The organism is Massilia sp. P1_C10 (assembly GCF_056406475.1).
This window is the reverse complement of record NZ_JBFUAC010000013.1, coordinates 14,686-28,668: the sequence shown is the minus strand read 5'-3', so window position 1 is coordinate 28,668 and position 13,983 is coordinate 14,686. Positions and strand designations below refer to the sequence as shown.

The window sequence follows — 13,983 nt, the reverse complement described above, 5'->3', positions numbered from 1 at the left end:
GGACCAGGCCCCGATTTGGCGGCGGCGCATTTTATTAAAGGCGCGTTTTGGCGTATCCTTCTCGCGCAATCAACCAGACAAGGTAGTCATCGATGAAAAAAATCCTTCCGCTCGCCGCCGCGGCACTGATCGCCTGCGCGCCTGTCCATGCCGCCACCGCCGCCAAACCCGTCGCGGCCGCAAGCGCCTCGCAGGCCAGCAAGCAGTTGTCCGTGCTGGCCGACCAGTACTACGATGCGCTGGCGAAGTTCGAGCCGATGAACGCGACCGAGAACGGCGACAGCCGCTTCGACGACCAGATCGGCATGGCGATCGCGCCGAAGGTGCGCGCGCGCCAGTTCGCGCTGTACCACGTCTTCCAGCAGCGCCTGCGCGCGATTTCGCGCGACGCGCTCGACGCGAAAGGCCAGATCAACTACGACATCCTCGACTACGAGCTGAAATCGGAGCTCAGCTTCGAGAAGTTCCCGGTGCACCTGCTGCCGATCAACCAGATGGACAGCATTCCCGTCACGCTGGCGAATTTCGCCAACGGACAGGGCGGGCAGCCGCTGGTCACCGTGAAGAACTACAAGGCTTACCTGAACCGCCTGAACCAGCTGCCGGCGTGGATCGACCAGGCCATCGCCAACATGCGCGAAGGGATAAAACAGGGGATCACCGAGCCGAAGGCGGCGATGGTGTCGGCCCTGCCGCAGTTCCAGAAGCTGGTCAGCGACAAGGCGGAAGCGAGCATCTTCTACGCGCCGATCACCAACCTGCCGGCCGGCTTTTCCGCCGCCGACAAGGCCGGCCTGACCGCCGCCTACCGCGCGACGATCGACAAGCGGCTGTCGCCGGCACTGGCGCGCCTGGCCACCTTCCTGGAAAAGGAATACGTGCCGGCGGCGCGCACCAGCACCGGCTGGAGCGCACTGCCGAACGGGATGGACTGGTACCTGGCGCGCGTCGCCAGCCAGACCACGACCAGCATGACGCCGGAGCAGATCCACGCAAAGGGCCTCGAAGAGGTCGCGCGCATCCAGCGCGAGTTCGCCATCGTCGGGCCGAAGATGGGCTACGACGGGCCCGCCAGCGGCTTGCCGACCTGGGTGGCGGCGCAGGACAAGTATCGTCCGTTCACGACCGAGCAGCAGGTGATCGACGTGTATCGCAAGCTCGACGCGCAGCTGCGCACCAAGCTGCCGGCGCTGTTCACGCTGATGCCGAAGGCGCCGCTGGACCTGCGCCTGGAGCCGGAGCTGAGCCGCGAGACGGCGTCGGATCACTACTCGCCGCCGGCGGCGGACGGTTCGCGTCCCGGCGTGTTCTGGTCGGTGGTGAACGATCCGAAGCAGTACGGCAGCACCGGCATGGTCACGCTGTTCCTGCACGAGGGCCAGCCAGGCCACCACTTCCACATCGCGCTGCTGCAGGAACTGGGGCTGCCGAACTTCCGCAAGTTCGGCGGCAATAACGCGTTCACGGAAGGCTGGGCGCTGTATTCCGAGACGCTGGGCAAGGAGATGGGCCTGTTCGACAAGCCGGAAGACTATTTCGGCCATCTGAACGACGAGATGCTGCGCGCGGTGCGGCTGGTGGTGGACACCGGCATGCACGCGAAGGGATGGACGCGCGAGCAGTCGATCCAGTACATGAAGGACACGCTGGGCTACAGCGATGTGGCCAAGAGCGAGACCGAGCGCTACATGGTGTGGCCGGCGCAGGCGCTGGGCTACAAGATCGGCGCGCTGAAGATCGCCGAACTGCGGGCGCGCGCTCAAGCGGCGCTGGGGCCGAAGTTCTCGCTGCCGAAGTTCCACGAGGTGGTTCTGGGGGATGGGACCTTGCCGCTGTCGCTGCTGGAAGCGAAGGTGGATCGCTGGATCGCTGCCACTAAGTAATCAGGCATAAGCCGCGGCCCAAGGTCTGGGGTCAGGTCCGGCGGACCTGACCCCTTCTTTGTTTACGCGAGCATGAAGACCGGGTAGCGGCTCCACTCCGGCTCGTGGTAGCGCCGGCAATGGTGGAAGATGAAGTCGAGCACCGCGGCCTGGTCCGACAGTTTCGCCGGATTCGCCACTTTCCATTCTTCGAACCTGGCTTTCAGTTCCGGCTCGTCGCGCAGCAGTTCGGCGGCGTGGTCTTCGAACACGTAATCCGAATACGCTTCCTTCTTTTCCAGCACGCTGTTGAAAAAGCCCCAGCGGAAGAAGCTGTCGTGCCCTTGCGGCTCGAGCATCTCGACCGCGTAGCGCGCCTGGTCCTGGTCCAGCGACACGACGTAGTCACCCTTGCGCAGCGCGACTTTGCCGCTGCGGCGTTCCAATACGACTTCATCGTGGAACATGTGACCCTCGTACGCATGCGCGCGCGATTTCACCGAATCGATCTGGTAGTACTCGACTTCCATCGTTTCGTCGGCGCCCAGGCGCGTCATCCGCACGCCATTCCACTGCAGGCGCTCGATCGCTTCGCGCCACTCCTGCGGGACGACGTAGGCGCGCGGCGCCTTCACCGTGACGTCGGCCGGAAAGCTGTTGTAGTAGGCGATGTCGCGCTCCCACGGCTCGTTGCGGTCGTAGGACAGGCGCGTGTAGTTGCCGATCACGCTCGGGCTGTACCTGGCGGCGTAACCCTTGAAGCGGAAGGTGGACGGCTTCGATTCGTCCATTGCCCAGTGCACCGGCCATTCGCGGCGCGTCTTGCCCGCATCCCGGTCGGCGCGGCGCAGCGACTGGATCTGTCCGGCGTTCCGCACCGTGAATTCGAGCGCAGTCTCGACCAGCGCGCGCATCGATTCGTAGCGGTCGGCAAACGGCTTGAGCATGTGCGTTTCGGGCATGAAGCCGATCGTGTGGTGCAGGGCCGCATAGCCGGTCGAGAAGCGCGGCGTCTCGAGGAAATCGGCAATGCCGTGGTCCGGGCTGTCCTTGACCGGATTGACGTACGGGCAGGTCGGCCAGCCGCGCGCGGCCATGTCGCTGAACATTTTCGGCAGCATGGTGTCGCGCAGGAAGGCGCCCAGTCCTCCGCCCAGCTTGTCGGCCTGGGTCTGGATCAGGGTCATGGTGTACGGATAGTCGGCGCCGTTCGAGGTGTGGGTGTCGACCATCACCTCCGGGTCCCACGCGGTGAACAGTTCGTTGAACACGCGCGCGGTCAGGGTGTCGCACTTGACGAAGTCGCGGTTCAAATCGAGGTGGCGGCTGTTGCCGCGAAAGCCGAACTGCTCGGGGCCGTCCTGGTTCACGCGCGAGGTGTCGGCGCGATTCAGGCTGCCATCGACGTTGTAGACCGGGACGAACAGGAACACGGTCTTGCCCAGCGCGGCCAGGCGCGCCGGATCGGTGCAGAAGTCGCGCACCAGCGCCATGCAGGCGTCGACGCCTTCCGGCTCGCCCGGGTGGATGCCGTTGTTGTTGAAGAAGACCGGGCGCCCTTCGCGCTTGATCCGGGCGCGGTCGAACACGCCGTCGGCGCTGACCACGCCGGCGTGGATCGGCACGCCCGCGTCGGACATGCCGACCACGCCGAAGCTGAGGACCGACGGGTGGCGCTTTGCCAGGTCTTCGTACCAGGCGATGCATTCGGCCCAGGTGGTGGTCTGATTCTTGTTGCCCTTTTCGTAAGGCGTGCGGAGTTCGTTCTGCATGGGGTGTCTCTGAAGTGGGATTTGGCTACGATACAGCAGTCGGCAGCGCGATGGCGACCACGGTTCCGCTGTCCGGACTGGAAGTGAAGGTGATGGCGCCGCCCAGCGCGTGCACGCGCTCGCGCATGCCGATGATGCCGATGCCGGCCGACGCGGTGCCGACGTCGAAGCCTTCGCCATCGTCGGCCACTTCGATGTGCAGCATGCCGGCGCCCTCCGGCAAGGTCAGCGCGACCTGCGCGTGGGTAGCGGTCGAATGCTTCATGACGTTCGACAGCGCTTCCTGGATGATGCGGTAGGCCGAAATCGCCAGCTCGTTGCCTAGCCGGGAGAAGTCGCCCTCGGAATGGAATTCGAAGCGGCAGCCGGATTCGCGGTCGTAGTGGCGCATCATCTCTTCCACCGCGCCGTGCAGGCCGAGCATCTCGAGCACCTCGGGACGCAGGCGCCGCACCAGGCGCCGTCCGCTGGCGTACAGGTCGAGCGCGAGCTTGGTGATGGCCTGCGACTTCTGCGCGATCTGCTCGATCTCGGCGCCCTCGCCCGCCTTCTCGGCCAGGTGCAGGATGCTTTGCGATTCGAGCCGCACCGCGATCAGCGAGGCATTCAGTTCATCGTGGATCTCGATGGCGATGCTCTTGCGCTCGTCCTCGACGATTGAGTTCACTTTCTGAATCAGCTTGCGCTTGTCGGCGTCGGCCTTGAGCGCCTCGTTGCGCGACTCGACCAGGTCGCGGGTGCGCTCGGCCACCTTGTTTTCGAGGTCTTGCTTGGACTGGTCGAGCGCCAGCGACATTTCGCCGATCGACGCCTGCAGTTCGGAGATCTCGCCGCCAGTGGTGATCGGCAGCTGCACGCGGTAGTCGCCACCGCGAATCTGGCGCAGCGCGCCGATCGACGAGCGCAGCGGAACGGTCAGGCTGCGCGCCAGGAAGTAGGCCAGCGCGGCGCTGACCGCCAGCGCCAGCGCGGCAATCGCCACCTCGACCTGGAAGCGGCGCGCCTGCACGGCCATCATGCTCGACGGCGACATCGTCACGCGCACGAAGCCGAGCACCTCGGCCGGCTGGGTCGGCGGCTTGGTGTCGCTCGGCCCGGACACGTGCGGCGAGCCGTTGTCGGAGAACAGGTTCACCCAGATCACCTGTTTCTTGATCGGCGCCTCGTAATAGTGATCCTCGGCGTCGGCGGCGATGGCCGACGAGACGCTGATGGCGCCCTTCTGGTCGGCGTCGACCACGTCGATGCGGTAGATGCTCTTGTCCGACTGGATCAGGCCATTGATGGTCAGGCGCAGGTCGGACAGGTTGCCGGAAATGACGTTGTACTCGCTGGTCTCGGCCAGCGCGCGCGCCAGGATGTGGCCGCGCTCGGACAGCTCCTCGGCCACCTGCGCGCGATGCGAATACCACGAGTACCAGACGAAGGACGTGAACAGGAACACCACCGGCAGCATGGTGATGAAGATCATCCGCGTGCCGATGCTCCAGCCGGCCCAGAAACGGAACCTCATCGCGGCCTCGCCGGCGGACGGCGCGCGAACTTGCGCGCCGCGTCGTCGACGTCGAGGTCGAGCGAGCGCGCGACGCCTTCGTTGACGATGGTGCTGAAGTAGCGCGGGAACTGCGGCGCCGGCAGCTCGCCGCTGGCCACAAAGGCCATGGTCATCTCCGCGACCTGGGCGTTGATGTCCTCGATGTCCGAATACGTCGTGGCGAGCGCGCCGGCCTTGACCATGTCGGCCGAGAAGCCGATCACGCCCTGCTTGTGGCGGTAGGTCGACAGCAGGATGTTGCGGATGTTGTCGGCGTTGTAGATACCGCTGTCGGGCATCGCCAGCAGCACTTCGTTGGAGCCGATGCGGTTCAGCACCCGGTTGATGTCGTCATCCGCCGTCATCTCCTCGATCAGGGCGGCGCCGCGCAGCAGCGGCTTGAGGTGGCCGGTTTCGGCGCCGAGGATGGCCGCCACGCGCACCGGGCGTTTATACAGCAGCGACACCAGGTGCAGCTGGTCCACCGGCCCCGGCTCGGCGTACACCGCAGTCATCGCGGCGGCGCGCGCCGGCGTGGCGGCGGCGGCCACCGCGCGCCACACCTGGCTGGACGTGAAGGCGGAGATCACCACGCAGTCGTCGGCGCGGCGGGCGACGTCGCGCAGCGCCACCGGGCCGATCGCGACATACACCAGGCGGCGGCGCTGCGCCAGCTCGGTGCGGTATTGCGCCACCAGCGGCGCCAGGCGCTTGTACAAATCGTCGGCGATGCGGCGCGTCTGCGCGCTGTCGTCGCCGGTGACGATCTGGAAGCGGAAGCCGTCGACCTTTTCCACATGCGCGGCATGCGCGGGCAAGGCGATCGACGCGGCCAGCGCCAGTGCGCCGATCCAGCGCACTAAGGCTCGATCAGGCCGTGCTTGACGGCCAGCTTGGTGATGTAGGCCTGGCGGTGCACGCCCAGCTTCTCCTTGACCGACTGGCTGATATTGCTGATGGTCTTGGTCGACAGGTTCAGCTTGTCGGCGATTTCGGCGTTGGTCAGGCCCTCGGCCATCAGCTTGAAGATCTCGAGGCCGCGCTGGTCGAGCTGCGATTGCGGCGAGACGTCGCCGCGCACCGACAGGTTGGCCAGGCGCTCGGCGATCTGCGGCAGGAAGTACAGCTTGCCGTCGTTCGCGTAACGCACCGCGGTGGCCAGGTCGGCCGGGTCGCAGTCCTTGGTGACGAAGGCGCGCGCGCCGAGGCGGTAGGTTTCCTTGATCAGGCTGTCCTGGTCGAACTGGCTGAGGAAGACGATGTTCGCGGCCGGGTAGGTCCCGAGCAGGCCGCGCGCCGCATCGAGCCCGGTCAGCTCGGTGCCGAAGCGGATGTCGAGCACCAGCACGTCCGGCTTCATTTCGGCGTACATCGCAGCCGCTTCGTCGGGCGTGCGGGCCTGGCCGACGACGTCCATCCCCACGCCGGCGAGCGACATGGCGAAGCCCGTCATGACGATGGGATGGTCGTCGGCCAGCATCACGCGAATCGGTTTTGTAACAGCTTGCACGGGCTCTCCTATGGCGCGCGAGCGCCTGCTTACAACTGCTTACCATTGCCTGGCACTTATGTGTGCCAGCCCACGGAAAAAATAGCTTAATGGTGAGATTATTTCATACATCGAACCACCGCGCGAGTGGCCATTTTATTCCCGTCCACTAACCCGTTTCACTCTGCGGGACCGGGAGCTCAGCAAAAATACTACGAAATCGCTTTTCAATTGCTAGGCAATAGCATATATTGATTCCATTGATGAGTTGTTTAGGTTCTTTCCAGCAGCAAAATGCCGAAAAACACCTCGGCCACATAAGGAGAACACCATGCATTTCACTCAAATGAATGACAAGGGTGGCACCAAGTTCAGCAAGCTGGCCGTCGTCGCCGCATTGCACGTGGCGGTTGGCGCCATGTTCGTCCACAGCCTCAATTCGCGCGGCATCAAGATGCCGAAAATGCCGGAGGAGCTGGTGGTGATGTTTACTCCGGAAGCGCCGCCGCCTCCGCCGCCGCCGCCCGAGCCGCCCAAGCCGATGCCGAAAACGGCGCCGCCGCAGGTGATCGCGCCGCCGGTCGAAGTCGAGGTGCAGCAGCCACCGCCGCCTGATGCGGTAGCCGCGGTCGTCTCCACCGAATCGGCGCCGCAGCCTTCGACCCCGACCGCCGCGCCCGAAGCGCCCGCAGCTCCTCCATCGTCGAACACCGGCGCGATGCACACCGCGGTGCTGGCTGACGCCAACGGTTGCGCGAAGCCGGACTACCCGACCCGCGCGGCACGCAACGGCGAGAGCGGCACCGTGACGCTGGCCCTGCTGGTCGGCACCGACGGCAAGGTCGCCAATGCACGCGTGCAGAGCACCAGCGGCTCGAAGGAGCTGGATCGCGCCGCGATCTCGGCCCTGAGCATGTGTAAGTTCAAGCCCGCCATGAGCGGCGGCGTCGCCGAGCAGGCGTGGGCGCAGATCGCCTATGTCTGGACGCTGGAGCAATAACGATTACCTGTTGAGCCTTTCCCCGCCCCGCATACGCCGGGCGGGGATTTTTTTGGCCGTATCACCCGAATCACCCAATAAATGGGGTCAGGCCTGCGGGACCAGACCCCGAAGCTGCACCGCTTTCTAATAAAAATAGTCGGGGATGTCATGTTGAGTAAACGTTTTGCACGCCGCTCCGTTGCGGCGCTGGTCGCCGTCGCGGTTATCGCGGCGATTGCCTGGCTCGCGCTGCGGCCCGCCGCGCAATCACCTTCCGGCTTTTCGACGCAGCGCGCGCTGGCCGACGTGCGCGTGCTGTCCGCGAAGCCGCGGCCGATCGCCAGCGCGGCGAACGCCGAGGCGCGCGAATACATCATGGCGCAGCTGCGGGCAGCGGGGCTCGAGCCGGAGGTGCAGACGGCGATGGCGCAAAAGAACACGCTGGACCGGCGCCGCAACGCGCAGATCGTGCTCGGCATGGTCAACAACATCGTGGTGCGCAAGGCCGGCACGGCGCCCGACCATGCGCTCCGGCCAGCGCTGCTGATGGCGACCGGCTACGACACCACAGAGCGCAGCGTCGGCGCCGCGGCCAGCGCCGCACCCGTCGCGGCGATGCTCGAAGCGCTGCGCACCCTGCCCCCGCTGGCGAACGACGTGGTGGTGCTGTTCGCCGACGGCGAGCAGGTCGGTGGGCTGGGCGCGCTGGCGTTCGCCGGCCAGCATCCGCTCGCCAAGCGCATCGGCCTGGCGATCCGCTTCGACAGCGGCGGCAGCGGCGGCGCGCCGGTGCTGATCGGCGCCAGCGGCAACGACAGCGCGGCGATCCGCGGCTTTGCGCGCGCCGCCCCCAACGCCACCGGGTCGTCGGCGATGCAGGCGATCTATCCGTTCGTGTCGGGCCAGCTGCAAATGGGCGCGATCGGCGCGCTGGGCACGGCGCGGCTGCACATCGCCAACCTCGAAGGCAGCAACGGCAGCGGGCTGCGCTCGCGCGATACCGCCGACCGGGTCGATCCCGACACGGTGCGGCGCATGGGCGAGACGATGGCGGCACTGGCCAGGTATTTCGGTGACAGCACCGGCGCAATGGGGTCAGGTCCGCAGGACCGGACCCCGGCGGCGAGCGGCGAAGCGATTTACTTCAATGTGCCGGCGATTGGCATTGTGAGTTATTCGGCTTCCATGGTGTGGGGACTGACGCGCCTCGCCTGCCTGCTGCTGGTGATCGTCACGGCCGTTGCGCTGCATCGCGGCGACACGACGGTGCGCGAGATTTCCGACGCCGCGATCGGCTTCCTGTTCATCGCCGCGATCCTGGTGCTGGCCGCAGCGCTGGTGTGGGGCGCCATACCGTCGCTGCACCGCGGCTACGATGCGTACAACTACGGCGCCGGCACGCGCGACCTGTGGTTCCTGGCCGGCTTCGCGGCGCTCGGCACGGCGCTGTTCGTGCTGATGCAACGCGGCTTCCGGCGCGCCGTCGGCAACGCCGCCGCCTCGCTCGGCCCGCTGCTGGTGGCGGTATTGCTGCTGCTGGCGGCCAGCTGGAAGACGCCGCACGCCAGCTACGTGCTGGCCTGGCCGCTGATCGGCACCTTGATCGCGTATGGCGCGCTGTATGCGCCGGGAGCGAACCGCTGGCCCGGCATGCGCCGCGCGCTTGTGCTGTTCGCCGGCGCCGCGCCGGCCGTCGCGCTGATCGCGCCGCTGGTGAAGGACGTCTACACGCTGACGTCGCCCGAGCACACCGAGCTGCCGATGATCGCGCTCGCGCTGCTGCTGGGGATGGCCAGCGTGCTGCTGACGGCGCAGCGCCGCTTCATCGTGCGCGGAATGGCGGCGGCCAGCGCGGCCTGCTTCGCGGTGGCGAGCGCCGCGGCGCCGTACGGCACGGCGCCGATCCCGCAGCCAAACCGCATGGTCTACCTGAAGGACGCCTACACATGGAAGTCTTACTGGATGATGCCTGCCGGGCCGCTCGACAGCTGGTCGCGCGGCTTCTTCCCGACGCAGGCGCAGGCGCGCGTACAGGTCGACGCCTTCGGCTGGAACAGCCCCAAGATGTGGCTGGCGCCGGCGCCGCGCACACCGGTGGCGTTTCCCGAATTGGCGACGGTGAAGGACGACGACGACGGCAACCTGCGCAAGGTGCAATTTACCTTGCAGGCCAAACCGGACGTGCCATTCGTCGACGTCAGCCTGACCGGATCGGACGCCTTCCGCGCGTCGGTCAACGGCCGGCCGCTGACGAAGATCCGCACCGCCAGCTGGACGCTGAACATGTATGGCATGGGCGGTCAGAAGCTCGACTTCCGCTTCGACCTTCAATCGGACAAGATCGCGGTAGTGACCGTGCACGAACGCGTTCCCGGCCTGCCGCAGCCAGGCACGCCGGAGCGGCCCTCCGGCACGCTGCCACCATTGACGCCGATGACCGCGACGACCATCAGCACCGACCGGCTGGTGTTCAGGTAGCAGGGGTACAATGTCCGCTCGCCGCATCGAGCGGACAGACTCACCTACTTCCAGAATCGACCATGCAAAAAAAGCTTTTGTGCGCCATCGCCGGCGCCCTGTTCACCAGCGGGGCGTTTGCCGCCGCGCCCGCGCCCACCGTCCATGAAGCGCCGCTGCGCGCCCACCTGCAGTTCCTGTCGAGCGACGTGCTCGAAGGCCGCGGCACCGGCCAGCGCGGCGCCGACCTGACCGTCGCCTACCTGGAATCGCAGGCGCTGGCGGCGGGCCTGAAGCCGGCCAACGGCGACAGCTATCGCCAGAGCGTGAAGATCGCCGGCGTCAAGGCGATTCCGCAGGAGAGCAAGGTGGCGCTGGAAGCGGGCGGCCACGCGCAGGCGCTCGCCTTCGGCAAGGACTGGGTCTGGGCGCCGGGCGACGCCCAGGCGGCGCACGCGATGGACGCGGACATGGTGTTCGTCGGCTACGGCATCACGGCGCCGGAGCAAGGCGGCTGGAACGATTACAAGGGCACCGACGTCAAGGGCAAAGTGCTGGTCATGATGGTCAACGACCCGATGCCGACGGCCGAGGAGCCGGAGCGCTTCAACGGTAAGGGCCTGACCTACTACGGCCGCTGGACCTACAAGTTCGAGGAAGCCGCGCGCCGCGGCGCCGCCGGCGTGCTGCTGATTCACACCGACGCGTCAGCCTCGTACGGCTGGAGCGTGGTGCAGAACAGCTGGACCGCCGAGCGCTTCCAGCTCGCCAGCGGCAAGGGCGGCACCGGCATGGAAGGCTGGATGACCGAGTCGACCGCGCGCGCGCTGTTCAAGGCGGCGGGCCAGGATCTCGACACGCTGCGCGCGGCGGCCGAGCGCAAGGACTTCAAGCCGGTTGTGCTGGCGGCGAAGGTCAAGGGCGAGGCGCGCGCCGCGGTGCGCGTGGTGGAGCAGTTCAATGTCGCCGGCATCGTGCCGGGCACCGATCCGAAGCTGAAGGACGAAGTGGTGATCTACAGCGCGCACTGGGATCACCTGGGCAAGCAGGGCGCCAGCGGCGACACCATCTACAACGGCGCGGTGGACAATGCGTCCGGTTCGGCAGCGTTGCTGGCGATGGCGCAGGAAGCGGTGAAGGCGCCGGCGAAGCGCAGCCAGATGTTCCTGTGGGTGGCGGCCGAAGAACAGGGCCTGCTGGGCAGCGCGGCGTATGCTGCGGCGCCTTTGTGGCCGGCGGCGAAGACGGCGGCCAACCTCAACCTGGACAGCTTGAACTGGGTTGGCGCGACGCGCGACATCAGCGTGGGCGGCAGCGAGCGCACCGAACTTGGCGCGATGGCCGCGGCAACCGCCAAAGCGATGGGACTGGCGATCGCTCCGCAGAAGCCGGACCTGTCGGGCGGCTACTTCCGCAGCGACCACTTCTCGTTTGCGAAGGCGGGCATTCCTGCGTTTTCGGTCGGTGGCGGCGGCGACTACCTGAAAGACGCCGAGGCGGCCAAAGCCAAGCGCAAGACGTATGGCGAACAGCACTATCACCAGGTGTCGGACGAATACGATCCGCGCTGGGATATGTCGGGCATGGTGGAGCAGGCGCAGTACACGCTGAACCTCGGCCGCATGGTGGCGGATGCGCCGAAGATGCCGGCCTGGAAAGCGGGCGACGCGTTCGGCAAGGTGCGCGCGGGCGGGATGTAATCTAAGTTGGGGTCAGGTCCGGCGGACCTGACCCCGGGGTTTGGACCGCGGTTTCGATGGAAACGCGATCGTTTCCGGTGCTGCGACAAAGGCGGCGTCAGGTCCAACGGACCTGACCCCAACTGCTTACTTCGCGGGCTTTTTCATCATGCTGGCGTGGCCCGCAGCCATCTCTTTCTTCGACAGGAAGCCATCCTTGTCGGTGTCCATTTTCGCGAACATGTCGGCTGACGCCTTCGCGTGCTCCTCCGCCGTCAGCACGCCGTCGCCATCCGAATCTACCACCTTGATCTTCTCGGCGGAGGTCATGTCGCCCTTCTTCGCCTTGTGGCCCGTCACTGCCTGATGCGACGCCGTCATTTCTTCTGCAGTCACCTTGCCGTCCTTGTTCGCATCCATCTTCTCGAACATCGCCTTGGCGCCGGCCGCGTATTCCGCCGCCGAGACCTTGCCGTCCTTGTCGGTGTCCATCATCGCGAACTCTTTCTCGTCCTTGGTGTGCGACATGGCCATCGCAAGCGACGAGGCGAGCGCACACGCGCCGAACGCAATCGATCCAAGCAGAAGTTTTCTGTTCATGTTGTTCTCCTTTTGTTAGCCAGTGACGAGACTGAGGATGTTGCCGTCGGGGTCCTTGAACCACGCGACTTTCATGTCGCCGCCGACGTGGATATCGCCCTGCAGCGTCAGACCGGGCATGTCGTAATGCTCGAACGCGACACCCTTCGATTTCAGCGACGCGACGATCGATTCCATCTCGTCGCCGACGTTCCAGACCACCGACGTGGCTTTGTTGGTGCCCGCGTACTGCGAGTGGTAGACGTTGATGCGCGTGCTGCCGCTTCGATATGTGATGACCTCTTCGCCCTCGGTCCCATCGCGCGTCAGCCCCAGCGTGCCTTCGTAGAATTTGGCGGCTTCCTGGATGCTCTTCACGGCGATCATGGCGATCGCCTCTTTTTGATTCAGCATGACTGCGCTCCTCTCAGGTTAATGGTTCGGGCCGGCGCGACGCGGCGAGCTGGTTGCGCCGGTACTCGCCCTGCCGCTCGAACATCCAGCCGGGGTACTCGGGCGGCAGGCGGCTGGCCTTGTCGATGCGCTCGAGGTCGAACGACGTCAAACGCATACTGGTGGCCGCGATGTTGTCGGCGAGCTGCTCCGGACGCTTGGCGCCGATGATCACGCTGGTCACTTGCGGCTGGTGCAGCAGCCACGCCAGCGCGACGCGCGCGACCGATACGCCGTGCTGCAGCGCGATCGGATGCATCGCGTCGATGCAGTTCCAGCCGCGCTCGGTGTCGACCGGCGGGAAATCGAAGACGACGCGGCGGCTGCCCTCCTCCGCCTGCTTGTCGCGTCCGTACTTGCCGCTCAACAGGCCGCCGGCGAGCGGGCTCCAGACCATCAGGCCCAGGCCCTCGCTGGCCAGCATCGGAATCAGTTCGCGTTCGAGGTCGCGCCCGGCCACGCTGTAGTAGGCCTGCAGCGATTCGAAGCGCGCCAGGCCGAGGCGTTCGGCGATGCCGAGCGCCTTGACGATCTGCCACGCCGCCCAGTTGGACACGCCGATGTGGCGCACGTGGCCGTGGCGGACCATCTGGTCGAGCGCGCGCAGGGTCTCCTCGATGGGCGTGGCGGGGTCGAAGCCGTGCACCTGGTACAGGTCGACGTAATCGAGCTGCAGGCGCTTCAGGCTGGCTTTGAGGCCGTTGGTGATATGGGTGCGCGAAAGGCCCCGCGCATTGGGGCCGTGCCCCGTTTCGCCGAACACCTTGGTGGCGATGACGATCTCGTCGCGCGGAATTTTCAGGTTCTTCAGCGCCTGGCCGGTGATCTGCTCCGAGGCGCCGCTGGCGTAGACGTCGGCCGTGTCGATGAAGTTGATGCCGGCGTGGATGGATTTGCCGATCAGCTGCTCGGCTTCGTTCTGCTGGAGCGAGCCGATCTTGCCCCACATGCCTTCGGAGCCGCCGAAGGTCATGGTGCCGAGGCAAAGCTCGGAGACGAACAGGCCGGTGTGACCAAGCGGGTGGTAGCGCATGGCAATGGATTCCGATCACGGTTAGTGGCCGGCGCACCGATGCCCGGCGATCCATTAGCATAGCGCCAACGCTGCCGATTTGCCCCCGGAAACGTGCGGTATCCACCGGCAACGGTCCGACCGCTTGTCGTGCCTGCGCAGGC

At 66.2% G+C, this 13,983-nt stretch carries 11 protein-coding genes; 4 read left to right on the top strand and 7 right to left on the bottom strand.

The features are described from left to right. Positions 1 to 92 precede the first annotated feature (92 nt). On the top strand, positions 93 to 1,883 hold the full coding sequence (locus AC1D02_RS21080; RefSeq protein WP_477320424.1) for a DUF885 domain-containing protein: 1,791 nt from the start codon (positions 93 to 95) through the stop codon (positions 1,881 to 1,883). 62 nt (positions 1,884 to 1,945) lie between these two features. On the opposite strand, the gene AC1D02_RS21075 is transcribed toward AC1D02_RS21080, so the two are convergent. From AC1D02_RS21075 to AC1D02_RS21060, 4 genes are read right to left on the bottom strand one after another with little or no spacing between them, the layout of a single operon-like run. Beyond that, positions 1,946 to 3,634, bottom strand: a complete 1,689-nt coding sequence (locus AC1D02_RS21075) for a M14 family zinc carboxypeptidase (protein ID WP_477320423.1) — start codon at positions 3,632 to 3,634, stop codon at positions 1,946 to 1,948. 25 nt (positions 3,635 to 3,659) lie between these two features. Beyond that, the gene (locus AC1D02_RS21070) at positions 3,660 to 5,147 is read right to left on the bottom strand and encodes a HAMP domain-containing sensor histidine kinase (RefSeq protein ID WP_477320422.1); all 1,488 of its coding nucleotides are present in this window, start codon (positions 5,145 to 5,147) and stop codon (positions 3,660 to 3,662) included. Continuing rightward, on the bottom strand, positions 5,144 to 6,028 hold the full coding sequence (locus AC1D02_RS21065) for a hypothetical protein (protein WP_477320421.1): 885 nt from the start codon (positions 6,026 to 6,028) through the stop codon (positions 5,144 to 5,146). Before AC1D02_RS21065 ends, AC1D02_RS21070 begins: the two co-directional genes overlap by 4 nt. Continuing rightward, positions 6,028 to 6,678, bottom strand: coding sequence for a response regulator transcription factor (locus AC1D02_RS21060; RefSeq protein ID WP_477320420.1), 651 nt, complete (start codon positions 6,676 to 6,678; stop codon positions 6,028 to 6,030). Before AC1D02_RS21060 ends, AC1D02_RS21065 begins: the two co-directional genes overlap by 1 nt. 310 nt (positions 6,679 to 6,988) lie before the next feature. Between AC1D02_RS21060 and AC1D02_RS21055 the strand changes: the two genes are divergently transcribed. The 3 genes from AC1D02_RS21055 (at position 6,989) to AC1D02_RS21045 (ending at position 11,796) form a co-directional block, all read left to right on the top strand. Continuing rightward, positions 6,989 to 7,657: an energy transducer TonB gene (locus AC1D02_RS21055; RefSeq protein ID WP_477320419.1), complete on the top strand. Its 669-nt coding sequence runs from the start codon at positions 6,989 to 6,991 to the stop codon at positions 7,655 to 7,657. Between the two features lie 150 nt (positions 7,658 to 7,807). Further along, entirely contained in the window at positions 7,808 to 10,117 is a 2,310-nt protein-coding gene (locus AC1D02_RS21050; RefSeq protein ID WP_477320418.1) for a M28 family peptidase, read from the top strand. 62 nt (positions 10,118 to 10,179) lie between these two features. Then, complete coding sequence (locus AC1D02_RS21045) at positions 10,180 to 11,796, top strand: M28 family peptidase (RefSeq protein WP_477320417.1); 1,617 nt, start codon at positions 10,180 to 10,182, stop codon at positions 11,794 to 11,796. Between the two features lie 126 nt (positions 11,797 to 11,922). On the opposite strand, the gene AC1D02_RS21040 is transcribed toward AC1D02_RS21045, so the two are convergent. The 3 genes from AC1D02_RS21040 to AC1D02_RS21030 are packed head-to-tail and all read right to left on the bottom strand — an operon-like array spanning position 11,923 to position 13,840. After that, positions 11,923 to 12,375, bottom strand: coding sequence for an EF-hand domain-containing protein (locus tag AC1D02_RS21040; protein WP_477320416.1), 453 nt, complete (start codon positions 12,373 to 12,375; stop codon positions 11,923 to 11,925). Positions 12,376 to 12,390: 15 nt separating this feature from the next. Further along, entirely contained in the window at positions 12,391 to 12,768 is a 378-nt protein-coding gene (locus tag AC1D02_RS21035; RefSeq protein WP_477320415.1) for a VOC family protein, read from the bottom strand. 13 nt (positions 12,769 to 12,781) lie between these two features. Continuing rightward, a complete protein-coding gene (locus tag AC1D02_RS21030) occupies positions 12,782 to 13,840 on the bottom strand; it encodes an aldo/keto reductase (RefSeq protein ID WP_477320414.1) in 1,059 nt (352 codons plus the stop codon). Positions 13,841 to 13,983 lie beyond the last annotated feature (143 nt).

What these genes read in the sequence shown, in the direction of transcription:
- AC1D02_RS21075 (WP_477320423.1), bottom strand. Translation starts at nt 3,634, where the DNA reads ATGCAGAACGAACTCCGCACGCCTTACGAAAAGGGCAACAAGAATCAG.
- AC1D02_RS21070 (WP_477320422.1), bottom strand. Translation starts at nt 5,147, where the DNA reads ATGAGGTTCCGTTTCTGGGCCGGCTGGAGCATCGGCACGCGGATGATC.
- AC1D02_RS21045 (WP_477320417.1), top strand. Translation starts at nt 10,180, where the DNA reads ATGCAAAAAAAGCTTTTGTGCGCCATCGCCGGCGCCCTGTTCACCAGC.
- AC1D02_RS21030 (WP_477320414.1), bottom strand. Translation starts at nt 13,840, where the DNA reads ATGCGCTACCACCCGCTTGGTCACACCGGCCTGTTCGTCTCCGAGCTT.
- AC1D02_RS21050 (WP_477320418.1), top strand. Translation starts at nt 7,808, where the DNA reads ATGTTGAGTAAACGTTTTGCACGCCGCTCCGTTGCGGCGCTGGTCGCC.
- AC1D02_RS21055 (WP_477320419.1), top strand. Translation starts at nt 6,989, where the DNA reads ATGCATTTCACTCAAATGAATGACAAGGGTGGCACCAAGTTCAGCAAG.
- AC1D02_RS21035 (WP_477320415.1), bottom strand. Translation starts at nt 12,768, where the DNA reads ATGCTGAATCAAAAAGAGGCGATCGCCATGATCGCCGTGAAGAGCATC.
- AC1D02_RS21080 (WP_477320424.1), top strand. Translation starts at nt 93, where the DNA reads ATGAAAAAAATCCTTCCGCTCGCCGCCGCGGCACTGATCGCCTGCGCG.
- AC1D02_RS21040 (WP_477320416.1), bottom strand. Translation starts at nt 12,375, where the DNA reads ATGAACAGAAAACTTCTGCTTGGATCGATTGCGTTCGGCGCGTGTGCG.